This window comes from Saccharopolyspora sp. NPDC003752 (assembly GCF_053605825.1).
This window is the reverse complement of sequence record NZ_JBSGJZ010000010.1, coordinates 38143-61551: the sequence shown is the minus strand read 5'-3', so window position 1 is coordinate 61551 and position 23409 is coordinate 38143. Positions and strand designations below refer to the sequence as shown.

The 23409-nt window shown below is 71.5% G+C and carries 18 protein-coding genes; 11 read left to right on the top strand and 7 right to left on the bottom strand.

The window, feature by feature from the left end:
• Positions 1 to 11: 11 nt before the first annotated feature.
• Positions 12 to 3731 carry a nitrate reductase subunit alpha gene (locus ACWEV3_RS15425; protein WP_452614488.1) on the bottom strand — a complete coding sequence of 1240 codons (3720 nt, stop codon included), beginning with the start codon at positions 3729 to 3731 and terminating at the stop codon, positions 12 to 14.
• Between the two features lie 679 nt (positions 3732 to 4410).
• Between ACWEV3_RS15425 and ACWEV3_RS15420 the strand changes: the two genes are divergently transcribed.
• Positions 4411 to 7800 carry an NAD-glutamate dehydrogenase domain-containing protein gene (locus ACWEV3_RS15420; protein WP_452614487.1) on the top strand — a complete coding sequence of 1130 codons (3390 nt, stop codon included), beginning with the start codon at positions 4411 to 4413 and terminating at the stop codon, positions 7798 to 7800.
• Positions 7801 to 7817: 17 nt separating this feature from the next.
• Here ACWEV3_RS15420 and ACWEV3_RS15415 read toward each other — a convergent pair whose 3' ends face one another.
• Positions 7818 to 8456, bottom strand: a complete 639-nt coding sequence (locus ACWEV3_RS15415; protein ID WP_452614486.1) for a TetR/AcrR family transcriptional regulator — start codon at positions 8454 to 8456, stop codon at positions 7818 to 7820.
• Positions 8457 to 8502: 46 nt separating this feature from the next.
• On the opposite strand from ACWEV3_RS15415, the gene ACWEV3_RS15410 reads away from it, so the two are divergent.
• From ACWEV3_RS15410 to ACWEV3_RS15395, 4 genes are all read left to right on the top strand, one after another.
• Positions 8503 to 9378 (top strand): CPBP family intramembrane glutamic endopeptidase, encoded by an 876-nt coding sequence (locus tag ACWEV3_RS15410; RefSeq protein ID WP_452614485.1) that lies wholly within the window; start codon positions 8503 to 8505, stop codon positions 9376 to 9378.
• 23 nt (positions 9379 to 9401) lie between these two features.
• Positions 9402 to 10253, top strand: coding sequence for a helix-turn-helix transcriptional regulator (locus ACWEV3_RS15405; RefSeq protein ID WP_452614484.1), 852 nt, complete (start codon positions 9402 to 9404; stop codon positions 10251 to 10253).
• Between the two features lie 70 nt (positions 10254 to 10323).
• A complete protein-coding gene (locus tag ACWEV3_RS15400) occupies positions 10324 to 11085 on the top strand; it encodes an SDR family NAD(P)-dependent oxidoreductase (protein ID WP_452614483.1) in 762 nt (253 codons plus the stop codon).
• Between the two features lie 49 nt (positions 11086 to 11134).
• Positions 11135 to 12688 carry an MFS transporter gene (locus ACWEV3_RS15395; RefSeq protein WP_452614482.1) on the top strand — a complete coding sequence of 518 codons (1554 nt, stop codon included), beginning with the start codon at positions 11135 to 11137 and terminating at the stop codon, positions 12686 to 12688.
• A 3-nt stretch (positions 12689 to 12691) separates the two neighbouring features.
• Here the strand turns inward: ACWEV3_RS15395 and ACWEV3_RS15390 are convergent, their stop codons facing one another.
• Complete coding sequence (locus ACWEV3_RS15390; RefSeq protein ID WP_452614481.1) at positions 12692 to 14212, bottom strand: molybdopterin-dependent oxidoreductase; 1521 nt, start codon at positions 14210 to 14212, stop codon at positions 12692 to 12694.
• A gap of 136 nt (positions 14213 to 14348) precedes the next feature.
• On the opposite strand from ACWEV3_RS15390, the gene ACWEV3_RS15385 reads away from it, so the two are divergent.
• The gene (locus ACWEV3_RS15385) at positions 14349 to 15413 is read left to right on the top strand and encodes an NAD-dependent epimerase/dehydratase family protein (protein WP_452614480.1); all 1065 of its coding nucleotides are present in this window, start codon (positions 14349 to 14351) and stop codon (positions 15411 to 15413) included.
• Here ACWEV3_RS15385 and ACWEV3_RS15380 read toward each other — a convergent pair.
• The 3 genes from ACWEV3_RS15380 to ACWEV3_RS15370 are packed head-to-tail and all read right to left on the bottom strand — an operon-like array spanning position 15375 to position 18499.
• Positions 15375 to 16403, bottom strand: coding sequence for a sensor histidine kinase (locus ACWEV3_RS15380; protein WP_452614479.1), 1029 nt, complete (start codon positions 16401 to 16403; stop codon positions 15375 to 15377). The two genes, ACWEV3_RS15385 and ACWEV3_RS15380, sit on opposite strands and share 39 nt — an antisense overlap.
• 58 nt (positions 16404 to 16461) lie before the next feature.
• The gene (locus ACWEV3_RS15375; protein ID WP_452614478.1) at positions 16462 to 17166 is read right to left on the bottom strand and encodes a response regulator transcription factor; all 705 of its coding nucleotides are present in this window, start codon (positions 17164 to 17166) and stop codon (positions 16462 to 16464) included.
• A 4-nt stretch (positions 17167 to 17170) separates the two neighbouring features.
• Positions 17171 to 18499, bottom strand: a complete 1329-nt coding sequence (locus ACWEV3_RS15370; protein ID WP_452614477.1) for a hypothetical protein — start codon at positions 18497 to 18499, stop codon at positions 17171 to 17173.
• Between the two features lie 141 nt (positions 18500 to 18640).
• Between ACWEV3_RS15370 and ACWEV3_RS15365 the strand changes: the two genes are divergently transcribed.
• The 5 genes from ACWEV3_RS15365 (at position 18641) to ACWEV3_RS15345 (ending at position 22421) form a co-directional block, all read left to right on the top strand.
• Positions 18641 to 19294, top strand: coding sequence for a glycosyltransferase family 2 protein (locus ACWEV3_RS15365; protein ID WP_452614476.1), 654 nt, complete (start codon positions 18641 to 18643; stop codon positions 19292 to 19294).
• On the top strand, positions 19288 to 19986 hold the full coding sequence (locus tag ACWEV3_RS15360) for a TIGR04282 family arsenosugar biosynthesis glycosyltransferase (protein WP_452614475.1): 699 nt from the start codon (positions 19288 to 19290) through the stop codon (positions 19984 to 19986). Before ACWEV3_RS15365 ends, ACWEV3_RS15360 begins: the two co-directional genes overlap by 7 nt.
• Complete coding sequence (locus ACWEV3_RS15355; RefSeq protein ID WP_452614474.1) at positions 19983 to 20666, top strand: class I SAM-dependent methyltransferase; 684 nt, start codon at positions 19983 to 19985, stop codon at positions 20664 to 20666. Before ACWEV3_RS15360 ends, ACWEV3_RS15355 begins: the two co-directional genes overlap by 4 nt.
• A 310-nt stretch (positions 20667 to 20976) precedes the next feature.
• Entirely contained in the window at positions 20977 to 21996 is a 1020-nt protein-coding gene (locus ACWEV3_RS15350; RefSeq protein ID WP_452614643.1) for a TerC family protein, read from the top strand.
• 41 nt (positions 21997 to 22037) lie between these two features.
• Complete coding sequence (locus tag ACWEV3_RS15345; protein WP_452614473.1) at positions 22038 to 22421, top strand: TraR/DksA family transcriptional regulator; 384 nt, start codon at positions 22038 to 22040, stop codon at positions 22419 to 22421.
• 4 nt (positions 22422 to 22425) lie between these two features.
• On the opposite strand, the gene ACWEV3_RS15340 is transcribed toward ACWEV3_RS15345, so the two are convergent.
• A complete protein-coding gene (locus ACWEV3_RS15340) occupies positions 22426 to 23388 on the bottom strand; it encodes a GlxA family transcriptional regulator (RefSeq protein ID WP_452614472.1) in 963 nt (320 codons plus the stop codon).
• Positions 23389 to 23409: the final 21 nt, after the last annotated feature.

The following is a 23409-nucleotide window of genomic DNA, read 5'->3' as shown; positions in this document are numbered from 1 at the left end:
CGACGCTCGCGTCAGTACTCCACCGCTTGGTCGCGGCGGCGGATGACGGTGATCTCGTCGCGCTGGTTCCCGGTGGGACCGTGGTAGTTCAGCGCGAAGGACTGCTGGGCGTAGCCGCCGATGAGGTGCGTCGGCTTGATCTGCACGCGGGTCAGCGAGTTGTGGATGCCGCCGCGCCGGCCGGTGGTCTCGCTCTTCGGCACGTTCACCGTCCGGTCCTGCGCGTGGTACATGAACACGGTGCCGGTGGGCATCCGGTGCGACACGACCGCGCGGGCGACCACGACGCCGTTGCGGTTGACGGCCTCCACCCAGTCGTTGTCGGCGACTCCGATGGCGGCGGCGTCCGCCGGGCTCATCCAGAACGTCGGCCCGCCCCGGGAGAGCGTCAGCATGATCGGGTTGTCCTGGTACTCGCTGTGGATCGACCACTTCGAGTGCGGCGTCAGGTACCGCACCACCACCTCGGCGGTGCCGTCCGGGCCGAGCCGGGGTTCGCCTGCCAGGCGGTGCAGGTCCAGCGGCGGCCGGTACAGCGGCAGCTGCTCGCCGAGCTCGGCCATCCAGTCGTGGTCCAGGAAGAAGTGCTGGCGGCCGGTGAGGGTGTGCCAGGGCTTGAGCTGTTCGACGTTGATGGTGAACGGCGAGTAGCGCCGGCCGCCGGACTCGTCGCCGGACCACTCCGGGCTGGTGACCACCGGCACCGGCCGGGACCTGGTGTCGGCGAAGGTCACCCGGTGTCCGGCGTGGTGGGCCGAGATGTGCGTCAGGTCGCGGCCGACCCGCTCTTCCAGCGCCCGGAAGCCCTCGTTGGCCAGCCGGCCGTTGGTGGTGCCGGACAGCGCGAGGATGGCGTCGGCGGCCCGGCGGTCGGTGTCCAGTCGCGGGCGGCCCGCGGCCGGTCCGCCGGCCGCGACCCCGTTGGACTCGGCCAGCCACGCCAGCTCCGGGCCGACCTCGACGGTGTAGCCCTTGGTCGTGGTGCCGAGCTTGTCCAGCAGCGGGCCGACCGCGCCGAGTTTCGCGGCCACCGCAGGATAATCGCGCTCGACGACCGTGAGCGTCGGCATGGTGCGCCCGGGTACCGGGTCGACTTCGCCGCTGCGCCAGTCGCGCAGCACGCCGCCGGGTTGCGCCGCCTCGCCCGGGGTGTCGTGGCCGAGCGCGGTCGCCACCACGTCCCGCCGGACGCCGAGGTGCCGTTCGGCGAGCTCGCTGAACTTCGCGGCGATGGCGTGGAACGCGTCGAAGTCGGTGCGGCACTGCCACGGCGGGTCGACGGCGGCGTTGAAGGAGTGCACGTACGGGTGCATGTCCGTCGAGGACAGGTCGTGCTTCTCGTACCAGGTGGCGGCGGGCAGCACGACGTCGGAGAACAGCGTGGTGCTGGTCATCCGGAAGTCCAGCGACAGCAGCAGGTCCAGCTTGCCCTCGGCCGCCGCGGCGCGGTGCACCTCGGCGGGCGGCTGTTCGGGCTCCGTCGAGCGCGGCGCCGCGTCGGTGCCCAGCAGGTGCTTGAGGAAGAACTCGTTGCCCTTGGCCGACGAACCCAGCAGGTTGGAGCGCCACACCGTCAGCACCCGCGGCCAGTTCGCCGGCGCGTCCGGGTCCTCGCCCGCGAAACCGAGCCGCCCCTCCCGCAGTTCCCGCACGACGTGCTCGACGGGTTCGAGCCCGGCGGCCTCGGCCTCGTCGGCGAGGTCCAGCGTATTGCGGTCGAAGGTGGGGTAGGACGGCATCCAGCCCGCGCGCGTCGAGCGGGCGAGGCAGTCGGCGGCCGTCGCGCCGGCGAGCGTCCCGGCCGCGCCGGGCCAGGCGAGCGCGTCCGCGGTGAGCCCGTCGTAGCGCCACTGCCCGGTGTGCAGGTAGAACCAGGCGGTGCCGATCATCTGGCGGGGCGGGCGCTGCCAGTCCGCCGCGGACGCCAGCGTGGCCCAGCCGGTCAGCGGCCGGACCTTCTCCTGGCCGACGTAGTGCGCCCAGCCGCCGCCGTTGCGGCCCTGGCAGCCGGTGAGCATCAGCAGGGTCAGGAACGTCCGGTACACCTCGTCGGAGTGGAACCAGTGGTTGGTGCCCGCGCCCATGAGGATCATGCACCGGCCCTTGGAGCGGATCGCGGTGTCGGCGAACTCGCGGGCGATCCGCGCCGCCCGCGCGGCGGGCACCGAGGTGATCTGCTCCTGCCAGGCGGGCGTGCCGGGCTGGTCCGCGTCGTCGTAGCCGGCCGGCCAGCTGCCGGGCAGGCCCTCGCGGCCGACCCCGTACTGCGCGAGCAGCAGGTCGAAGACCGTCGTCACCAGCGGGCCGTCCGGGCGCAGCCGGGTCGCCGGGACACCGCGGGTGATCGCCGCGCCGGTGCCGTCCGGAGCGTCGAAGCGGGGCAGCACCACCTCGACCGCTTCGGCGTCGTGGTCGTGCAGGCTCAGCCGCGGTGTCACGGCGCCGAGGTCGAGGTTCCACCGCCCGGTTTCGCCGTCGTTCCAGCGGAATCCCATGGATCCGTTGGGCACCACGGGTTCGCCGGTCGCGTCGTCGAGGAGCACCGTCTTCCACTCCTCGTGCGCGCCTTCGCCGCCGAGGTCGGCGGCGGTGACGAATTTGCCCGGCACGAGGCCGCCGCCGCGCTCGACGAGGCTGACCAGGAACGGCAGATCGGTGTAGCGCCGCACGTAGTCGGTGAAGAACGGCGTCGGGTCGTCGACGAAGAATTCCTTGAGCACCACGTGGCCCATCGCCACCGCCAGCGCCGCGTCGGTGCCGGGGTGCGGCGCGAGCCATTCGTCGGCGAACTTGGTGTTGTCGGCGTAGTCGGGCGAGACGACCACGACCTTCTGGCCCCGGTAGCGGGCCTCGGTCATCCAGTGCGCGTCCGGGGTGCGGGTCACCGGCACGTTGGAGCCCCACATCATCAGGTAGGCGGCGTCCCACCAGTCCGCGGACTCGGGCACGTCGGTCTGGTCGCCGAACACCTGCGGCGAGGCGACCGGCAGATCCGCGTACCAGTCGTAGAACGACAGCATCGGCGCGCCGATCAGCGCCATGAACCGCGAGCCGACCGCGTGCGAGACCATCGACATCGCCGGGATCGGGGAGAACCCGGCGATCCGGTCCGGGCCGTGCGCGGCGATGGTGTGCACGTGCGCGGCGGCGATCATCTCGACCGCCTCGTCCCAGGTGATGCGGACCAGCCCGCCCTTGCCGCGCGCCCGCTGGTAGCGCGCCCGCTGCTCCGGATCATCCACTATGGACTTCCAGGCGGCGACCGGATCGCCGGTCTCCCGCCGGGCCTGGCGGTACATCTCCACCAGCACGCCGCGGGCGTGCGGGAAGCGGATGCGGGTGGGGGAGTAGGAGTACCACGAGAACGAGGCGCCGCGCGGGCAGCCGCGCGGCTCGTACTCGGGCCGGTCCGGGCCGACGCTCGGGTAGTCGGTGTCCTGCGCCTCCCAGGTGATGATGCCGTCCTTGACGTACACGTTCCACCGGCAGGAGCCGGTGCAGTTCACGCCGTGCGTGGAGGGCACCACCTTGTCGTGGCTCCACCGGTCGCGGTAGAAGGCGTCGCCCTCGCGGCCGCCCTTGCGGTACACCGCGCGCAGGTCCGCGGAAGTGTCCGCTTTGGACACCAGGCGGCCCAGTCTCAGCAGTGCGTCACCGGCGTTGCCTTCCGCCCGGTCTTCGGGGAATCGTCCGGGTGCTCCTTCGGCATCCCGGATCGGTGCTGCGCACATGGTCACTTCTCCCGGTCTCGCGGAGAAACGTCGCGGCGAATACCGCGTTGGTCCGCGATCACAACCTAGGGTCGCGCTATCCGCCGCGCATCGTCATTAAGTATGGGAAACTTCACATGCTTTAATTGCGAAAAAATCTCGGTGACCGATTTGCGCGACTGCGGTTATCGAATTTCTTTTGTCCAATTTGTCGACGAATTGGCATTCCATTTAAAGCTGCATGAGCAGCGGGTTCGTACTAATGGGTGACTTATTGCAGGTATATGCCAGCAATATTTTACGTTGCTTTGGAATCCCTTGAAGGATTCTCGATCGGCCCGATGTCGGTGGCATGTCCTTTTGATCTACATCTCGCCCGCTATTCGGCTCAGGTGAACCATCATTAGTCGTCGATCAATCGGAGGAATCGGCCGGGATGGGGTCTGATCGCGGGTCGTCCCGGTGTCCGGCCGCACTTCTGCGACGCCGCTCGGTCGGCGCAGCGTCGTTGATCTGTTCGGCGGCCCGGGCCTGCTCGGTGATCGTCCGATGTGGATGAACGGCCGTCGGCGGGGCGGCTGGGGCGGAGATGCTGTGCCGTGGCCGGTGGTGCCCGGCGCGATGTGGGCCCGGTGGTGGCCGCCTAGACTCGGGCCAGGACCGTCGATGCGGCCCTCGTTTCGTCGAGGGGGTGGTGGCGGTGGTCGTTCCCGCGACCGAGTCGTGGCAGGACGAGCTCCGCGTCCAGCTGGCGGATCGGTACGGCTCCGCCGAAGGGCGCCGGTTGTTCGCCCGGTACGCGGAGGCGTTTCCCGCTGGCTACCAGGACGTGTTCTCCGCGGGCCAAGCGGCCCTGGACGTCGGCGCGCTGGAGGAGTTCCGGCCCGGTGCGGGGCCCCGGCTGACGATGCTGCCGCTGCTGGGTTCCGGCGCGAACGCCCGGTTCGCGCTGCTGTGGTCGAGCCCGCGTCCGGCGCTGCTCGCCGACGTGTTCCCGGTGTTGGAGAACATGGGCCTGCGCATCGCCGACCACCGGCCGTTCGACGTGCGCCCGGCGGGCCGCGGCGCTGTCCGGGTCGAGGAGTTCGAGCTGCTGCCGAGGGATTCCGCGCTGCTGGCCGACCCGGTGGCCCGAGACCTGGTGGCGGCCGCGTTCACCGCGGTGTGGCGAGGGGACGCGGAGGACGACGGCTTCAACCAGCTCGTGCTGAAGGCCGGGATCGGCTGGCGGGACGTGGTGCTGCTGCGCGCGATCCACGCGTACCTGCGGCAGGGCGGCGTCACGTTCAGCCAGTCGTACGTGGAGCGCACGCTGCTCGCGCACTGCGAGGTGACCAGGCTGCTGGTGGCGCTGTTCCGGACCCGCTTCGACCCGGCGGTCGCCGACCCCGGACGGCAGGTCGCGCTGGACTCCCGCGTCGAGGAGGCACTCAACTCGGTGGTGCACCTCAACGAGGACCGAGTGCTGCGCGCGGTGCGGACTGTGGTGCTCGCGGCGGTGCGGACCAACTTCTTCCAGCGCGGGCGCGACGGTCACGCCAAGCCGCACCTGACGCTCAAGCTCGACCCGGGCAAACTGCCCTTCCTTCCAGGGCCTCGGCCCGCCGTGGAAACGTTCGTCTACTCGCCGCGCGTGGTGGGCGTGCATCTGCGCGCGGCGAAGGTGGCTCGCGGCGGCATCCGCTGGTCTGACCGCCCGGAGGACTTCCGCGCGGAGGTGCTGGGCCTGCTGAAGGCGCAGATGGTCAAGAACGCGGTCATCGTGCCGCAGGGCGCCAAGGGCGCGTTCGTCGTCAAACGACCGCCGCCGAGCACCGACCCGGAGGCCGTGGCCGCGGAAGTGCGCGACTGCTACACGATGTTCGTCCGCGGGCTGCTCGACGTCACCGACAACCGTCGCGGCGGTGCGGTGCTCCGGCCGGCGGACACGGTCTGCCACGACTCCGATGACCCGTACCTGGTGGTGGCCGCGGACAAGGGCACCGCTGCGTTCTCCGACCTGGCGAACTCGATCGCCGCGGAGTACGGGTTCTGGCTGGGCGACGCGTTCGCGTCGGGCGGTTCGCGCGGCTACGACCACAAGGCGATGGCCATCACGGCGCGCGGCGCCTGGGAATCGGTGCGCCGCCACTTCGGCGAGCTGGGCGTGGACCCGGAGCGCGACGAGTTCACCGCGGCCGGGATCGGCGACATGTCCGGTGACGTGTTCGGCAACGCGATGCTGTTGTCGCGCACCGTGAAACTGGTCGCCGCCTTCGACCACCGGCACATCTTCCTCGACCCCGCACCGGACCCGCTGGTGTCCTGGACCGAGCGCCGCCGGCTGTCCGGCCTGCCGCGCTCCTCGTGGGCGGACTACGACCCGACGCTGATCTCGCCCGGCGGCGGGGTGTTCGCCCGCAGCGCGAAGTCGGTCCCGCTGACCGCGCAGGTCCGGCGCGTCCTCGACGTCGACGTGGCATCGATGCCCGCCGACGAGCTCATCCAGGCGATCCTGCGGGCGCCGGTCGACCTGTTGTTCAACGGCGGTATCGGCACCTACGTCAAGGCCGCCGCGGAGTCGAACGCGCAGGTCGGCGACAGGGCGAACGAGGGTGCCCAGGTCGACGCGGACCAGGTGCGGGCGCGGGTGGTCGCCGAGGGCGGGAACCTCGGGTTCACCCAACCCGCCCGGATCGTGTTCGCCCTGCGCGGCGGCCGCATCAACACCGACTTCATCGACAACTCGGCGGGCGTCGACATCTCCGACCGCGAGGTGAACCTCAAGATCCTGCTGGACTCGGCCGGTGGGATCCCGTCGCAGCGCCGCGATCGGCTGCTCGCCGAAGTCGACGCCGAGGTCGCCGAGCAGGTGCTGGCCGACAACTACCGGCAGGCGCAGTCCATCAGCGTCAGCGAGGCGCTCGGCCAGACCACCCTGGACCGGAACCTCCAGCTGATGCGATTCCTGGAGGGCGAGGGTTTCCTCGACCGGGCGCTGGAGTCGCTGCCGGACGACGACGTCATCGCTCAACGGCGGGCCCTGGGGCTGGGATTGACCCGGCCGGAGTTGGCCGTGCTGCTCGCGCACAGCAAGAACCAGTTCCACCGGATGGTGCTCGATTCGGCGGTGCCGGACGACCCGCACGTGATGGCCGGGATCGTCGAGTATCTGCCCGCGGCGCTGCGCACCGAGTTCGCCGACGAGATCCAGGCCCACCCGCTGCGCCGGGAGATCGCCACGACCGTGCTGGCCAACGAGATGATCAACCGGCTGGGATCGGGAGTGCTGCGCCGCCTGATGCAGCTCACCGGGGACCTCAGCGCGCCGTTCCGGGTCTACGTCGCGACGCGCGACCTGCTGGACCTGCCCGCGATTTGGGCGGAGATCGACGCCCTGGAGCTGCCCCGGCACGCTCATGCCCAGTTGCGGCTGCTGGCTGCGGTCCGCGAGGTCGTCGAACAGGTGGCGCTGTGGTTGCTGCGCAACCGCCGGGAGATCGACACGGCGGTCGAGGTGCGGCGATTCCGGCCGGCGATGCTGCGGCTGGCCCACGCCCTGCGCGGCCGGCTCACCGGGCGGGAACGGCGGCGGGTGGAGCGGGCGATCGCCGCGCTAGCCGGGACCGGCGTCCCGGAGCGGCTGTGCGAGCGGGTCTTCGTGCTCGACCCGCTGTGCTCGGGCATGGACATCGCGGAGATCTCGTGGGCATCCGGCCGCGACCTGGAGTGGACGGCCGGGCTGTACTTCGCGCTGGGCGAGCGGCTCGACCTCGACTGGCTGAAGGAACAGGCGGTGGAGCAGGTGAGCGACTCGCACTGGACCATGCTGGCCAAGGCATCGCTGCGCGACGACCTGCTCACCCAGCGCCGCAGGCTCACCGCCGCCGCGCTGCACGGCGCGGACGAATCGACGCCACCGGATCGGCTCGTCGACGCCTGGCTCGACGGCAACCCCGACCGCGTCCGGATGTACCGGGAAACCTTCGTGCTGCTGAAGGATGCCGCGGAGCCGGACGTGTCGATGCTGTCGGTGGCCCTCCAGGAACTGCGCAACCTGGCCCAGAGCGGCGGCGGAAACGCGGCCGAACTCGACGGCCTCGCGGACTGACGGTCTCTTGTGGACGCTCAGCCCGTCCGGGGCTTCTCCTTCGCGGAGCGGGAAACGAGCTCCAGCTCCGCGCGGAGCAGGCGGCGCACCTCGGCGGCCGGGAGCTCGCGCGGATAGGTCGCCGCCTGCAGCGTCATGCCGTCCACGAAGACGTGCAGGCGCCTGGCCAGCTGCTCCAGCCGGGCGTCGGGGAGCTCGTCGCCGATGGCGGCCGGGGGTGGCACGGCGCAGCAGTCCGCGACCGCGATCCGGCAGACGTGCCGTTCGCCTTCCCAGGCGGTCTTGCGCAGCCCGTCGAGCGAGTGGTCGACGCGCGCCCGCAGCAGGCAGGCCGACCACACGTCCACCTCCACCCGCCGCTCGTCGTCGAGTGGGAGGAACTCCTCCAGCAGCAGCTGGGCCCGCCGCATGCCGGGTCGCTCGTTGCGCCGGTGCTCGGCGAGGCGCGAGCCGGCGTTGGTGGCCACCGCTTCCGCCGCGAAGCGGAGCAGTCCCCGCTGGCTGTCGAAGTAGTGCCGCAGCCCGCCGGTGGAAACGCCCGCCTCGTCGGCGACCTTCCGCACCGTGGCGCCCTCGATGCCGTCGCGGCTGATCACGGCCCACGCGGCACGGACGAGTTCGGCGCGCCGCTGGTCGTGGTCGACGAGCTTCGGCATGCCCATTTTTATAGCACAGCTGTGCGGTAACCGCTACGGTACAGCTGTGCTGAATAAACTGCGGCGGACGAGCGCGTCCGGTGGAACGGTCGTGCTCCTCGCGGGGCTGGCCGTGTTCGCCGGAGCCATCGCCCTGCTGTTCCTGACCGGCAACACGGGCATCAGGTACTCCGCCGACCACGACGACACCATTCCGCTGTGGCACCGCTGGATTCCGGCGCTCGTCGGCATCGTGCTCGTCCGCCTCGTGCCGCCGGATGCCCGGCGGGAGCCGGCCGGTCGGCCCGTGGGGAAGGCGGTCCGCATCGAGGCGTCCGTTCTCACGGCGGCGGCCGTGCTCTTCGCCGTGCTGCTGTGGTCGGCCGGGGGCGGCGAACCGGCTCACGTGGCGCTGAAGCTGGTGTTGTTGCTCGGAGTTCCGGCGGTGACCTTCTGGCTGCTGCGCCGCAAGGGCGCGGCTCGGACGCCGGCGCTCCGAGCGCCGGGGTCGTGGCGGAACTGGGGGCCGCTGATCCCGGTGGTGACCTGGTTCGCGCTCAGCTACACGGGCCCGCTGGCGATGCCGCCGAGCGACCTGGCGTTCACCGTCGATCTCGTCACGCTGATCGTCGCGGTGGTGGTGGGCTTCCTGATCAACAGCTTCCTCGAAGAGGTCTTCTACCGGCGGTGGCTGCAGACCAGGTGGGAGGTCCTGCTCGGGCGCTGGCCCGCCATGGTGCTCGCCTCGCTGCTCTGGGCGGTGTGGCACGTCGCCATCCAGGGCAACGGTGAACTGGGCGTCGATCTCGCCTCGGTCGTCGTCAACCAAGGCGTCCTGGGGCTCTTCCTCGGGTACCTGTGGAGCAAGTACCGCCTGATGTGGCCGCTGCTGGTCGTCCACGGCGCGACCAACGCCGCCCCGATCCTGCTCGGCGTGCTCTGACGGCGTGTTCCTAGCATGGGCGGATGGATGTTTCGCGGCTTCCCGCAGCGGCCCGAGAGCGGCGCAGTACCGAGATGCGCGAGTTCCTGCGCTCGCGACGGGCCCGGCTGACGCCCGAGGACGTGGGGATGCCGGCCGGGCGCGGGCGGCGCACGCCGGGGTTGCGCCGCGAGGAGGTCGCCGTGCTCGCCGGGGTCGGCGCGTCCTGGTACACCTGGCTGGAGCAGGGCCGGGAGATCAACGTGTCCGCCGAGGTGCTGGACGCCATCGCGCGCGTGCTGCGGCTCGACACCGCCGAGCGCGAACACCTGTACCTGCTGGCGGGGCTCAACCCACCGCAGGCGCCACCGGTGGACCGGGAAGTCGCGCCCGAGCTGCGGCGGGTGATCGACGGCTGGCTGCCGCGCCCCGCCTACGTCATCGACCGGCACTGGAACCTCGTCGCCGTCAACCGCGCGGCCGAAGAGGTGTTCGGCTACGGCCAGATCGATCACAACTGCCTGGTCAGCTTCTTCACCAACGCCCGCTACCGGGCCGCGATCTGCCACTGGGAGGACGCGGCGCGGCAGATCGTCGGCCAGTTCCGGGCGGATGCCGCGCGCTACCCGGACGACCCGGAGTTCGGCCGGCTGGCCGAGGACATGTGCGCGGTGAGCGCCGCGTTCGCCGACATCTGGGCGGAGCACGGGATCGGCAGCGCGACCCAGGGGATCAAGGTCGTCGACCACCCCGCGGTCGGGGAGCTGGTCTTCGAGTACAACTCGCTGCCGCTGGCCGATCAGCCGGGACACCGGCTGCTGCTGCACGTGCCGAAGCCGGGTACCGGCACCGAACCGCGGCTGGAAGAACTGCTGGCCGAACCGGCGGCGCGCTGAGGCTGGTGGTGCCAGACCCAGGCTCGGCCGACACTCCCGGAGGCGCTTGCGTGGCCTGAGGATCGTTGGCATGCAGCGATTCACGAACAAGACCGTCCTGATCACCGGCGGCGCCAGCGGTATGGGGCTCGCCACCGCGCGTCGGCTCCTCGACGAAGGCGCGTACGTCGTCATCAGCGGTCGCGACCAGGCGCGCCTGGACGCCGCCGCCGCAGGGCTCGACTCGGACCGGCTCCTCCCCGTTCGCGCCGACGTGACCTCGCAGGACGACCTGGACCGCCTCGTGCGGCGGATCGAGACCTGGCGCGGCGGGCTGGACGCGGTGTTCGCCAACGCCGGCGTCGGGATCTTCAAGCCGAGCGCCGAGCTCACCGAGGCGGACTTCGACCGCACCGTCGACGTCAACTTCAAGGGTGTCTTCTTCACCATCAGCAAGGCCCTGCCGCTGATGCGCGACGGCGGGGCGATCGTCATCAACGCCTCCTGGACGTTGCAGCGCGGCCTGCCCATCGCCTCGATCTACTCCGCGACCAAGGCCGCAGTGCACAACCTCGCTCGCACGCTCGGCGCCGACCTCGCACCGCGCGGCATCCGGGTCAACTCGGTCAGCCCGGGCTACATCGACACGGAGATGTACCGGGCCGCGAACCAGGATCCCGAAGCCGAGGCGCGCAACGCCGCCGAGGTACCGCTGGGTTCTCTCGGTCACCCGGACGACGTGGCTGCGGCGGTGGCGTTCCTGGCCTCCGACGACGCCGCTTACATCACCGGCCAGGACCTCCTCGTCGACGGCGGCCTCGTGGGCTCGTTCCCCGTCGCGCCGGCGTCGTGAGCTTCTGAACAGCCCGAGTCTTAGCGAATCCGAAGGAAATGCAAGGAAAATGAGTGCCCTCGTGGGTGTCCGGGCGAGGTCCGGGATCGCGCTGGTCGCGATCCTGCTGACCCTGTTGATCCTGCCGACCTCGGTGACCGGGTCGGGCGTGGCGCTGCCGCACATCGGCGCCGAGACGCATGCGTCGCTGGACGCGTTGCAGTGGGCGGTGCACGCCTACAACCTGACCTTCGCCAGCTTCATGCTCGCCTGCGGCTCGCTGGCCGACCTGCTCGGACGCCGCCGCGTCTTCACCGCGGGCGCGGCGCTGTTCGCCGCCGCATCGATGGTGAGCGCGGTGGCGACCGACATCTACCTGCTCGACCTCGCCCGCGGGATCGCCGGTGTCGGTGCTGCGGCGTTGCTGACCAGCGGAAGCTCGATCCTGGCGACGACTTTCGGGGGAGCGGCGCGCACCAGGGTGTTCGCCGCCGTCGGCATCACCACCGGCGCAGGGCTCGCCCTGGGAGCGATGGCGGCCGGGCTGCTGTCCGACAACCTCGGCTGGCGGTCGTTCTTCGGTTCGCACGGGCTGCTGATGCTGCTGGTGCTGCTCGCCGTCCCGTTCCTGCGGGAGTCCCGTGGCGCGGCCGGGTCCACAGTGGATTGGGCGGGCACCTCGACGTTCGTCGCCGGCCTGTTCCTGCTGATGCTCGGCGTCGTCGAAGGCCCGCAGTGGGGCTGGGGAAGTCCCGGCGTGCTGGGGCTGCTCGCCGGATCGGTGCTGCTGATGGTGCTGTTCGTGCTCGTCGAGCGGCGGCAGCGGCATCCGATGTTCGACCTGGCGCTGCTGCGCAGCACGAGGTTCGTGGCGCTGTGCCTGATCCCCGTGGTGGTCACGTTCGCCTTCGTGATCCTGCTGCCCCTGCTGCCGAACTACCTGCTGGTCGCCAACCGGGCGAGCAGCCAGGCGGCGGGCGCGACGATGCTGCTCATGACCCTGCCCATCCTGGTGACTCCGATCCTGGCGAATCGGCTGATCAGGATCGGTTGTGTCGCCAGGACCGTGTTCGCCCTGAGCCTGGCGTGCCTGACGATCGGTGTCGGCTGGCTGGCCGCCATCCTCCAGCCCGGCGTCGGCGTCGCCGCGCTTGCCGGACCGCTGATCCTGCTCGGCGTCGGCCTCGGGTTGAACTTCGGGCTGGTCGACGGGGCGGTGCTGACCGTGGTGCCGGCCGAATCCACCGGTGCCGCAGCGGGTTTCCTCAACACCCTCCGGCTGGGCAGCGAGGCCGTGGTCATCGCGGCGGCCGGTTCGGCCCTGGTCGACCTGCTGGGGAACCGGCTCGGCGATGGGTGGTCGCCCCGCTATCCGGGCACGCCGGAAGCCTTGGCCAACAGCGTGAACTCCGGCGACCTCGGCGGGCCGATGTCGATGCTCCCCGGCGGAATCCGGCCCCAGTTCTTCGATTTCGTCACGCAGAGCTTCACCGGGGCCTGGCAGGTCGTGCTGTGGTCCAGCGCGGCCATCTGCGCGGCGTTGTCCGTGGCGATCTACGCCATGCTCGCCGAGCCCGAGCGGGAACCCGCGCCCGCCGCCGAGGTCGCGGCGCGCCAGTCGTAGCCGTCATGCGGTGCAGGTGAATCGCACGGCGTGCCAGCCGGTTGCGCCGTCCGGGACGACCGAGCGGTGTTCCGGCGTCTGCGGCTTGCCGGTCCGGTCGGTCGCCCGGCATTCCACGACGTGATCGCCGGGCGGGAGGTCCAGGGTGGCGCGCCACATGCGCCAGGTGTCGCGGCTGACGTCGGCGGCGAGCTCGGCGGGCCGCCACTCGCCGCCGTCGGCGCGGACCTCCACCCGGTCGATACCGGTGTGCTGCGCCCAGGCGATGCCGGCCAGCACCACCGGACCGGCGGGCACCGTTCTCCCCGGCCGCGGGCGGTCGATGCGGGACTCGGTCTTGATCGGTGCCTGCCGGGCCCAGCCCCGCCGCTCCCAGTAGTGCTGCCGGTCGAAGGTGGTGACCTCGGCGTCCACCAGCCACTTGGTCGCCGACACGTAGCCGTACAGCCCGGGGACGACCATGCGGACCGGGAAGCCGTGCTCGGTGGGCAGCGGCTCGCCGTTCATGCCGACGGCCAGCAATGCACCCCGGTCCGGTTCGAGCAGCACGTCCAGCGGTGTGCCCGCCGTGTAGCCGTCGACGCTGGTGGTGAACAGCTGCTGGGCGCCGGGCCGCACCCCGGCCTCCAGCAGGAGGTCGCGCACCGGCACGCCGACGAACGTCGCCGTGGAGATCAGCGGGCCGCCGACCTCGTTGGACACGCAGGTGAGCGTGATCGGGCGGGCCTCCACCCGGCGCTGCAGCAGGTCGTCGTAGGTCAGCTCCAGCTCGCGCCGCACCATGCCGTGCAGCCGCAGCCGCCAGTCCTCGGCGCGGAGCTGCGGAACCGCCAGCGCCGTGTCGATCCGGTAGAAGTCCCGGTTCGACGTCAGGAACGTCGGGGTGCCGGAGGCGACGAAGTCCGCGCCGGGCGGGATGGCCGGCTCCGGGACCTTCGGGATGCGCGCAGCGGCCGCGAGCCGCGAGGAGATCACGTCCGCGCCGCGCTGCAGGATGCCGCCGACGATGCCGGCGGCGCTCGCGCCGAGGACCACCAGCGACGACGTGATCAGGAACTTCCGCCGAGTCGCGTCCACCTCGGCCGGGGCCTCGGTACCGGGCCGGGCGGCCCGGTGCAGCCACCAGAACACGGCGACGCCGACCACCACGGACGTCAGCGCCGCGAGCACGCCGCCCTCCGGCCGGGACATCGCCGCGGCCACGCCGGCCATTCCGAACAGGCCGATCACGACCGCGCCCGGCCACCAGCGCCGCCGGGACAGCAGCCCTGCCACGACCGCAAGGGCCGCGATCACGAGGACCATGCCGGTCTGCAGCGCCAGCTTGTCGGCGGTGCCGAACAGCGCGATGGCCAGTTCCTTCACCGGCTCCGGCGTCAGGTCGATCAACGCGCCGCCCACCGCGACGAACGGCGACGGGACGGCGGCCAGGCCTGCGACGAGGTGCCCCGCGCCGAGCGCGGCGGCGGTGGCGAGCAGGCCGATCACGGCGGCCCGCGGCCGTGATATCGGTACTGAGGTCATGCCTCCATTCGACGCCGCTCGGGCCGCCATCGCCAGTGGCCGTCCGACCCCGTAAGACAACGGCAAGATCTGACGGAATCATGACGTCGCGGCGTTCGACGCGCCGATCGGCGCCGGCCGGCCTTACGGTCGGGGCGTGCGAATTCTGATAACAGGCGGGGCCGGGTTCATCGGCGCGGCCATCGCGGACGCCGTGGCCGACCGCGGGCACGAAGTCGTGCTGCTCGACGTGTTCCTACCGCAAGCGCACGGCACCGAACCCCGCTCGCGCCACCGGTTGGTGCGCGGCGACGTGCGGGATTTCAGCGCGGTGCGCGAGCTGCTCGACGGCGTGGACGTCGTGTGCCACCAGGCCGCCATGGTCGGCCACGGCGTCGATCCCTCGGACATGCCCGACTACGTCTCGCACAACGACTTCGGCACCGCAGTGCTGCTCGCCGCCATGCACGCGACCGGGGTGCGCCGCCTCGTGCTGGCGTCGTCGATGGTCGTCTACGGCGAAGGCCGCTACCGCTGCTCGCAGCACGCGCTGGTCCGGCCCGCCCCGCGGCGAGCCGACGACATCGCCGCCGGGCGGTTCGAACCCCGGTGCCCCACCTGCGCGACCTCGCTCGAACCCGAGCTGGTGCCTGAAGACGCCGCACTGGACCCGTGCAGCACGTACGCAGCGACCAAGCTCGCACAGGAGCATCTGGCCGCGGCGTGGGCCCGCCAAACCGGTGGTGGCGTGTGGGCCTTGCGCTACCACAACGTCTACGGGCCGTGGATGCCCAGCGGAACCCCGTACGCCGGCGTCGCGTCGCTGTTCCGCTCCGCGCTGCACAACGGCGAAGCACCGGTCGTGCTGGAGGACGGCCGCCAACGGCGGGATTTCGTGCACGTGACCGACGTCGCCGCTGCCAACGTCGCGGCGCTGGAAACCGAACCGCCGCAAGGAGGACTGGACGCGCTCAACATCTGCTCCGGTCGGCCGCGCACGATCGGCGACCTTGCGGATGAGCTCGCGCGGGCCTGCGGCGGCCCGGCTCCGCGCATCGTGGGCGGAGCGCGGCCCAACGACGTGCGGCACATCGTGGCCGATCCCGCGAAGGCGGCGCGGGTGCTGGGATTCCGGGCATCGGTCGATTTCGCCGCCGGTGTGCGGGCTTTCGCGCACGCGCCGCTACGGGAGCCCGCCGCGATCGGCGGGGGCGAGCGGTAGCCTGACCTCGAAGCGGCAGCCGGGCCCGTGGTTGCGGGCCGTGATCGTCCCGTGGTGCGCCTGCACGAGTCCACGCGCGATCGCCAGGCCCAGCCCGGCGCCCGCCTCGTCCCGTCGCGCCTGGTTTCCCCGGAACGCCACGTCGAACACCCGCGCCAGCTCGTCGGGCGCGATCCCGCCGCAGGCGTCGTCCACGCGGAGCCAGGCGTGCGCGCCGTCGCGGCCGGCGGCCAGCACCACCGAGCCTTCCGCAGCGGTGTGGCGGATCGCGTTCGACAGCAGGTTCCGCACCACGCGGGCGAGTTCGGGATCGCTGCCGGAGACCACCGGCCAGTCGCTGGTCTCGGTCCGCAGCCGGATCGCCCGTCGCCTGGCCAGCGGGTTCTCCGCCGCGACCGCCTCGCTGACGACGTCCTGCAGCGGGACGGCGGAGAAGTCCAGCCGCAGCGCGCCGGCGGTGATGCGGGACAGTTCGAAGAGGTCTTCGACCATGCCGGACAGCCGCTCGGTCTCGCCGCGGATGCGGGTGGCGTAGTCGCACACCTCGGCCGGCTCGTCGACCACGCCGTCCGCCAGCGCCTCGGCCATCGCGCGGATTCCCGCCAGCGGGGTGCGCAGGTCATGGCTGATCCACGCGACCAGCTCGCGACGCGACGCCTCGGCGGCTCGTTCCCGGGCCCGTGCCTCCCGCTCCCACACGCTGCGCCGGGCGATGCTGCGACCCAGCAGCACCGCGACCGGCACGGTGACGACGGCGACCGCCGTGCAGATCACGACGACGGTCGTCAGCTGCGGGCCGAACATGAACCCGGTGACGCCGAGGACCCCGGCCAACGTGGCCAGCAGCGGGGTCAGCACGAGCACGGTCAACGCCGTGGCCAGCGAGCGGCGCCGCAGCACGGCGAGCAGACCTGCGCCCACCAGCGCCACCGGCAGCGACAAGCCGATCGCGTACGGGACGACGTGGGTGAGCTCGGTGATCACGTCCATCGCGAATCCATCCCGCTCCGTCGTGAGTGCTCATGGCCGCCCGAGCGACCACTGCCGCTCACGAGCCTGCCGGGTCGTACCGGTAGCCGACGCCCCAGACCGTGCTGATCCGGCTGGGGCGCGCCGGGTCCGGCTCGATCTTCTCCCGCAGGCGTCTCATGTGGACGGTCACGGTCGAGTGGTCGCCGAAGTTCCAGCCCCACACCGCTTCCAGCAGTTCCGGTCGGCTGAAGGCCCGGCCCGGGTTGCGCAGCAGGAACGCCAGCAGGTCGAATTCGCGACCGGTCAACGCCAGCTCGACGCCGTCCAGCGTGCCGCGCCGCGCCTCCAGGTCCAGCCGCAGGGCGCCGTCGGTCAGGGGTTCGCGGACTTCGGCCGGCGCGGCGCGGGAGCGGCGCAGCACCGAGCCGACGCGCAGCACCAGTTCGCGCGGGCTGAACGGCTTGACGACGTAGTCGTCGGCGCCGAGCTCCAAGCCGAGAACCCGGTCGGACTCCTCACCCAGCGCGGTCAGCATCACCACCGGGACCTGGCCGCGTTCCCGCACCCGGCGGCATACCTCCAGCCCGCCGATGCCGGGCAGCATCAGGTCCAGCACCACCAGATCCGGTTCCCGCTCGGCGAACAGCCGAAGCGCGGTCTCGCCGTCCTCGGCCAGGCCGACTTCGTAGCCGGAGCGCTCCAGGTACCGGCGCAGCACGTCGCGGACGGCGTGGTCGTCGTCGACGACGAGCACCCGTCGCATCTCGGCCTCGTGCTTCATCGGCTCACCAGTTCGTCGCGATCAAATGGTTCACCGCCAACGCCGTCATCGCCTGCCCGGCCAGCCACCAGCGGTGGTACCGGGCCGGCAGGAGCGCGGCCCCGACAGCGAACCACACCGCGAACGGCAGCCAGATCCGCTCCACCTCGGCCTTGCTCAGCCCGGAGAGATCGGCGGCCAGGACCGCCGTCGCGGCGGCCAGCACCAGCCACGCCGCGGCGCCCCGGTCCACGACTGCCCGCCGGATCGCCACCGCGGCCAGCGGACCGGCCGAGATCAGCAGGGCGGCGATGTTGCCGCCCACCCAGTAACCGTACGGCCGCTGGGCGAAGTCCCCCTGCTGGTAGCGCTGGACGACCAGGTGGTAGCCGTCCAGCCACCAGAACCCGTGCAGCGCGAACGCCGCGACGACGCAGGCAGCGCCGACCGCCGCGAGCAGGAACGCGCGAATCCCACGGGTGCGCACCAGCACCACGCACACGATCGGGAACATCAGCACCAGGCCGTAGCTCAGGAACAGCCCGAAACCGAGCAGAGCACCGGCGAGAACCGCAGCGAGCCCGGCGACCGGCCCGGTCCGCGCCGATGCGACGGCGAGCAATGCCACGCCGGTGGCCGCGATCCCGGCGAACATCCCGTCGGCGGAAACCCCGGCCCACACCGCGCCTGGGAACAGGACCACGAACGGCACGACCGCCCGGGCCGCTGCGGCTCCGGCCAGGACCCGCACGGTGACCGGCACCGCCACCGCCGCGAGGGCGCCGATGAGCACCGTCACGACTGCGGCCCATTCGCCACCGCCGAGACCGATCCGCGCCAGCCAGACGTAGCACAGCAGAACACCCGGCGGGTGCCCGGAAACGTGGACCGTCCAGGAACCGGGCTGCCCGGCGAGGACGTGTTCGGTGAACGTCCCGAGCATGCCGCCGATGTCGGTCACGCGCGGGACGTCGTGCAGGTACTCCGTCCAGTCGGTGAGCCGGTCGGCGAAGCCGTCCTGCCAGCCGTCGACCATCACCAGCGAGAAGGTCCACAACAACGCGGTGAGATATGCGGCCGCGAGCAGCCTTCCCCGGGGGAGGCGCGCGGCGAGCGCGGGGCCCCAGGCGATGACGGCGCCCGCGGTGGCCAGGGCGAGAGGTGTGCCCGGGCCGACGCGGGGTAGCCAGTACCCGAACAGCGGTGCCGCGTCGGCGTACAGCGGAGCACCCGCTCTGTTCAGCAGGAAACCGGCCACCGCCGCTGCCGCGATCGCGGTGATGGCGATGGCGAACGCGATCAGATCGGCGCGCGCCGGCCGGATTCCGGCGCGTCGGGGGAGGAGTCGCACCATTGCGAAGGTAAACCCGTCAGGCTCGTCGGCCAACTCGTCGGTGCGATCCGTCAGAACCTCGTAAGAACTTCCCGGGACGTAATGATTCCTTAAGGCCGGCACGAGTTTCCGATCCTTCCGCGGTGAGTTTCACTGGCTGGCATGGACGATGTGGACGTGGTGCTGCCGTGCTTGGACGAGGCGGCCGCGCTGCCCGGCGTGCTCGCCGCGATGCCGCCAGGATTCCGCCCGCTGGTGGTGGACAACGGTTCCACCGACGGCTCGGCCGAGGTCGCGGCGGCGCACGGCGCGGCGGTGGTCCGGGAGCCCCGGCGCGGCTACGGCGCTGCCGTGCACGCCGGGTTGACGGCCGCGACAGCGGAATTCGTGTGCTTCCTGGACTGCGACGGCTCGCTGGACCCGGACGCGCTGCCATCGCTGGTCGCCGTGGTGCGCCAGGGGAAGGCGGAACTCGCGGTCGGACGGCGGGTTCCGGTGTCGGCCGAAGCGTGGCCGTGGCATGCGAGGACCGGGAACGCGGTGATCGCCGGGTTGCTGCGGCGCCGGGGCCTGCCGGTGCACGACATCGCCCCGATTCGCGCCGCCAGGCGGACCGACCTGCTGCGCCTGGGGGTAGCGGACCGCGGCTTCGGATATCCGCTCGAACTGCTGTGCAAGGCGGCGGAGGCGCACTGGCGGGTGCGTGAGCTGGACGTGGCGTACCGGCCTCGCGCGTCCGGGACGCGGTCGAAGGTCTCCGGCTCGGTGCTCGGCACGGTTCGCGCGGTCCGCGACATGGCAGGGGTGCTGTGGTGAGCCCGACGGCGCTCCTCGTGGTGGCGAAAGCTCCGGTACCGGGTCTGGTCAAGACGCGGTTGTGCCCGCCGGCGACGCACGCCGAAGCGGCCCGCATCGCCGCCGCGAGCCTGCTGGACACAGTGGACGCCGTGCGGAGCACTCCCGGTGTCCGGCCGGTGATCGCGATGGCCGGGGACCTGGACGCGGCCATCGGTTCGGTCCAGCTGCGCAGCGCATTGCGCGGCTGGACTGTTCTCGGTCAACGCGGCGATGGTTTCCCCGCGCGGTTGGCCGCCGCGCACGCCGACACCGCTGCCGCGCATCCCGGCCTCTCGATCGTGCAGATCGGGATGGACACCCCGCAGGTGACGCCCGAGCTGCTCACCGAGGCGTGCCAGGCGCTCGGCAGCGCGGACGCGGCACTCGGCCTGGCCGAGGACGGCGGCTGGTGGGTGGCAGGTTTCCGGTCCGCCGCCGATGCGCAACTGCTGCGCGGGGTGCCCACGTCTCGCGCCGACACGGGGGAGCGAACCTCGGCCGCGCTGCGTGCGGCAGGCCTGCGCGTGGCCGCATTGCCGCGACTGACCGATGTGGACACCATGGAGGACGCCCTGCGGGTCGCGAGATCGTTGCCGCGTTCCCGTTTCACCGCAAGCCTTCCCGTGCTCGCTTCCAGAGCCGGTGGCGCACCGAAGGATCGCCTCCGATGAGCGGTGAGTTCGACGTCGCCCTGCGCCGTGGCGGCTGCACTTTGCTGACCAGTGACGGATTCGCCCGGTCGCTGCCCGGACATCGCTGGTCCGCGGCGCCCGACGCCGCCGACCGGTATCTGCTGCGCACGTGCCGGGGCCCGACGCTCGACATCGGCTGCGGTCCGGGGCGGCTCACATCGGCGCTCACCGAAAGCGGTGTGGTGGCGCTCGGCATCGACACCTCCCAACTCGCCGTCCGCCTCACGGCCGGCCGGAACGCCATGGCGCTGTGCCGCGACGTGTTCCACCGGGTCCCCGGCGAAGGCAACTGGCGCGAGGCGCTGCTCGTCGACGGCAACATCGGCATCGGCGGCGATCCGCGGGCGCTGCTCCGCCGGGTGCGCCAGCTGTTGCAGCCCGGTGGGCGTGCCTGGGTGGAGGTCGAACCGCCGGGCACCGGGCTGTGGCAGGGCACCGGCCGGGTCGAGCACGCCGGCGGGTGCGGTCCCGCGTTCCGCTGGGCGATCGTGGGAGCGGACGTGATCGGCAGGTTGGCCGTCGCGAGCCGTTTCGAGCTGCGTCACCTGGTCGAACGCTGCGGGAGGTGGTTCGCGGCACTGGATTCCCGCGCGCTGCCGCTGGAATCCGCGGGAGCCGCCCGCCCCGGACGACCGGTGGTGTGGCCGGGCCAACGTTGACGCCATCGGTCCGGGCGTCCATGATCCACCGGTGCGGACGAATTTTGTGTCCTATGTGGAGCATCGGAGAGCCGGATATGGGTGCGAATGCCGGAATCGCGTCGTCGCGGCCGATTCGTTCGGTTGGTGCTGAATTCTCCCTTGTTCCTTGAATATTTGCTCCGAATGGGCATTCTTCCCGATTCCTGGCCGGAATCGTCCCGGTGGTCTCGTTCGGCGATAAACTCATACAGTATACTGCATGCAAATCGTCCGTGACTGGAATCGTGTCCGGTCCCGGCGCGCGTTGGCGCACGGAGGTGACGTGCCGATGAACTTCCCGATGTGGGTGTGGATCGCGACCCTGGCGGCGCTGGCCGTTCTCATCGTGGGTGACCTGGTGTTCGTCGGCCGTCGCCCGCACGCGGTCGGGGTCCGGGAGGCGAGCCTGTGGGTCGCCGGCTACGTCGCCCTCGCGGCCGTCTTCGGCGCGATCCTGTTCGTCTTCGCCGGGCCCACCAGCGGCGCGGAGTTCTTCGCCGGTTACGTGACCGAGTACAGCCTCTCGGTCGACAACCTCTTCGTGTTCGTCATCATCATGTCGCGGTTCGCCGTGCCGAAGGAGCACCAGCACCGCGTGCTGTTCATCGGCATCGTGCTCTCCCTGGTGCTGCGCGGCGTGTGCATCGCCGCCGGCGTCGCCGCCCTCAGCGCCTTCAACTGGGTCTTCTATATCTTCGGCGCGTTCCTCATCTACACCGCGATCAAGGTCGCCAGGGACGGCGCCGGCGATGAGCCCGAGGAACCGGACAACGCGATCACCCGCGCGCTGCAACGGGTGCTGCCCACGTCCGACACCTATGACGGCGGCAAGCTGACCACCCGCGTCGACGGGCGCCGGATGTTCACCCCGATGATCGTGGTCGTCACCGCGCTCGGGCTGGCCAACGTCATCTTCGCGCTCGACTCGATGCCCGCGATCTTCGGTCTCACCAAGGACGGGTTCATCATCTTCACCGCGAACGCCTTCGCGCTGATGGGGCTGCGGCAGCTCTACTTCGTCATCGGCGGGCTGCTGGACCGCCTGGTCTACCTCAGCTACGGCCTCGCGGTGGTCCTCGGCTTCATCGGGCTGAAGCTGATCATCGAGGCACTGCACGGCTCGCACATCGACGAGATCCGCTTCGCCGTCCCGGACATCGGCATCGCCGCCTCGCTGGGCTTCATCGTGCTCACCCTGGCCGTGACGACGGCGGCGAGCCTGCTCCGATCCCGCTCCACGGCGAAGGCTCCGGCGGAGGAGACCGCCGATGCCCTGGAACCGGCGCACAGCGGCGACCGCAACGCCTGAACCGGCGGAATAGGCGGCCGGGCGGCGGCGTTCACCTCGTTATGAACAAGCGGACGTCGCAGGACGCGCCGTCCCCGCCCGGGCCGCGGACGGCGTCGGAACTGCTGGCCGAGGAGCGTGCCAGCGCGCTGGCACGCGTCGAGTCCCTGGAGCGCCACCTGGAGTCCATCGGCGAGGTCTCGACGTGGACCGGCACCGACGACGAGCACGATCCGGAGGGCGCGACGCTCGCATACGAGCGCGCCCAGGTGCAGGGCTTGCTCGCGGACGCCCGCCACGAGCTCGACGAGCTGGACCGGGCCGCAGCGCGCTTGGACAAGGGCACCTACGGGGTGTGCGTGCGATGTGGGAAGCCCATCGCGCCGGAGCGCCTGGAGGCGCTGCCGGCCGCGACGACCTGCATCGCCTGCGCCACCCGCCGCTGAGCGCTCAACCCACCTCGGCGGGCCGGGAGAAGGCCCGCCGGTAGTCACGCGGCGTGACGCCGACGATGCGGCGGAAGTGGTGGCGCAGCAGTGCGGCCGTGCTGAACCCGCACTCGCGCGCGATCTGGTCGATGCCGAGCTGCGTGTCCTCCAGCAGCCGCCGGGCGTGCAGCACCCGCTGGGTGGCCAGCCACTGGTTCGGCGTCGTCCCGGTTTCGGCGACGAATCGCCGTGCGAACGTGCGCTGCGACATCTGCGCCCGTCCCGCGAGGCTGGCGATCGTGTGCTCGTCGTCCAGGCTCTCCTGCAGCCAGCTCAGCAGCGGTTGCAGGCTGTCGCCGGAGCACTCGGGCACCGGCAGGTCGATGAACTGGCGCTGTCCGCCGTCGCGCTGCGGCGGGACGACCATCCGGCGGGCGATCTTCATCGCCGCGGCGGAACCGAGCTCGCGGCGCACCAGGTGCAGGCACGCGTCGATCCCGGCGGCGGTGCCCGCGCTGGTCACGATGTTCCCGTCGTCGACGTAGAGCACGTCCGGGTCGAGCCGGGCGGTCGGGAACCTGCGGCGGAACTCGGTCGCGTAGTACCAGTGCGTCGTGCAGGGGCGGCCGTCGAGCAGCCCGGCCGCGCCGAGCATGAACGCGCCGGAGCACACCGAGAGAACGGTGGCGCCACGGGCGACGGCGTCCCGCAGGCCCGCGAGTGCTTCCGCCGGGTAGATGTCCCGGATCTGGCCCGCCGGGACCGCGACGACGTCGGCCCCGTCCAGTCCTTCCAGCCCGTGCTCGGGGACGATGTTCATCCCCACCGACGTGCTCAGCGGCTCTCCCGGGCGCTGCCCGCACACCCGGAACTCGATCGGTGGAACCCCGTCGGCGGTGCGGTCGAGGCCGAAGACCTCGCACAGCACGCCGAGTTCGAACGGAGCGGCGCCGTCCAGGACGACCGCTGCCACGGAACGCAGCATGCCTGAACGATAGCTGGCAGG

Excerpts from the sequence above, each read along its gene's own strand:
- ACWEV3_RS15425 (WP_452614488.1), bottom strand. The coding sequence starts at position 3,731 with ATGTGCGCAGCACCGATCCGGGATGCCGAAGGAGCACCCGGACGATTC.
- ACWEV3_RS15415 (WP_452614486.1), bottom strand. The coding sequence starts at position 8,456 with ATGCCGAAGCTCGTCGACCACGACCAGCGGCGCGCCGAACTCGTCCGT.
- ACWEV3_RS15405 (WP_452614484.1), top strand. The coding sequence starts at position 9,402 with ATGGATGTTTCGCGGCTTCCCGCAGCGGCCCGAGAGCGGCGCAGTACC.
- ACWEV3_RS15400 (WP_452614483.1), top strand. The coding sequence starts at position 10,324 with ATGCAGCGATTCACGAACAAGACCGTCCTGATCACCGGCGGCGCCAGC.
- ACWEV3_RS15395 (WP_452614482.1), top strand. The coding sequence starts at position 11,135 with ATGAGTGCCCTCGTGGGTGTCCGGGCGAGGTCCGGGATCGCGCTGGTC.
- ACWEV3_RS15390 (WP_452614481.1), bottom strand. The coding sequence starts at position 14,212 with ATGACCTCAGTACCGATATCACGGCCGCGGGCCGCCGTGATCGGCCTG.
- ACWEV3_RS15380 (WP_452614479.1), bottom strand. The coding sequence starts at position 16,403 with ATGGACGTGATCACCGAGCTCACCCACGTCGTCCCGTACGCGATCGGC.
- ACWEV3_RS15375 (WP_452614478.1), bottom strand. The coding sequence starts at position 17,166 with ATGAAGCACGAGGCCGAGATGCGACGGGTGCTCGTCGTCGACGACGAC.
- ACWEV3_RS15370 (WP_452614477.1), bottom strand. The coding sequence starts at position 18,499 with ATGGTGCGACTCCTCCCCCGACGCGCCGGAATCCGGCCGGCGCGCGCC.
- ACWEV3_RS15365 (WP_452614476.1), top strand. The coding sequence starts at position 18,641 with ATGGACGATGTGGACGTGGTGCTGCCGTGCTTGGACGAGGCGGCCGCG.
- ACWEV3_RS15355 (WP_452614474.1), top strand. The coding sequence starts at position 19,983 with ATGAGCGGTGAGTTCGACGTCGCCCTGCGCCGTGGCGGCTGCACTTTG.
- ACWEV3_RS15350 (WP_452614643.1), top strand. The coding sequence starts at position 20,977 with ATGAACTTCCCGATGTGGGTGTGGATCGCGACCCTGGCGGCGCTGGCC.
- ACWEV3_RS15345 (WP_452614473.1), top strand. The coding sequence starts at position 22,038 with ATGAACAAGCGGACGTCGCAGGACGCGCCGTCCCCGCCCGGGCCGCGG.
- ACWEV3_RS15340 (WP_452614472.1), bottom strand. The coding sequence starts at position 23,388 with ATGCTGCGTTCCGTGGCAGCGGTCGTCCTGGACGGCGCCGCTCCGTTC.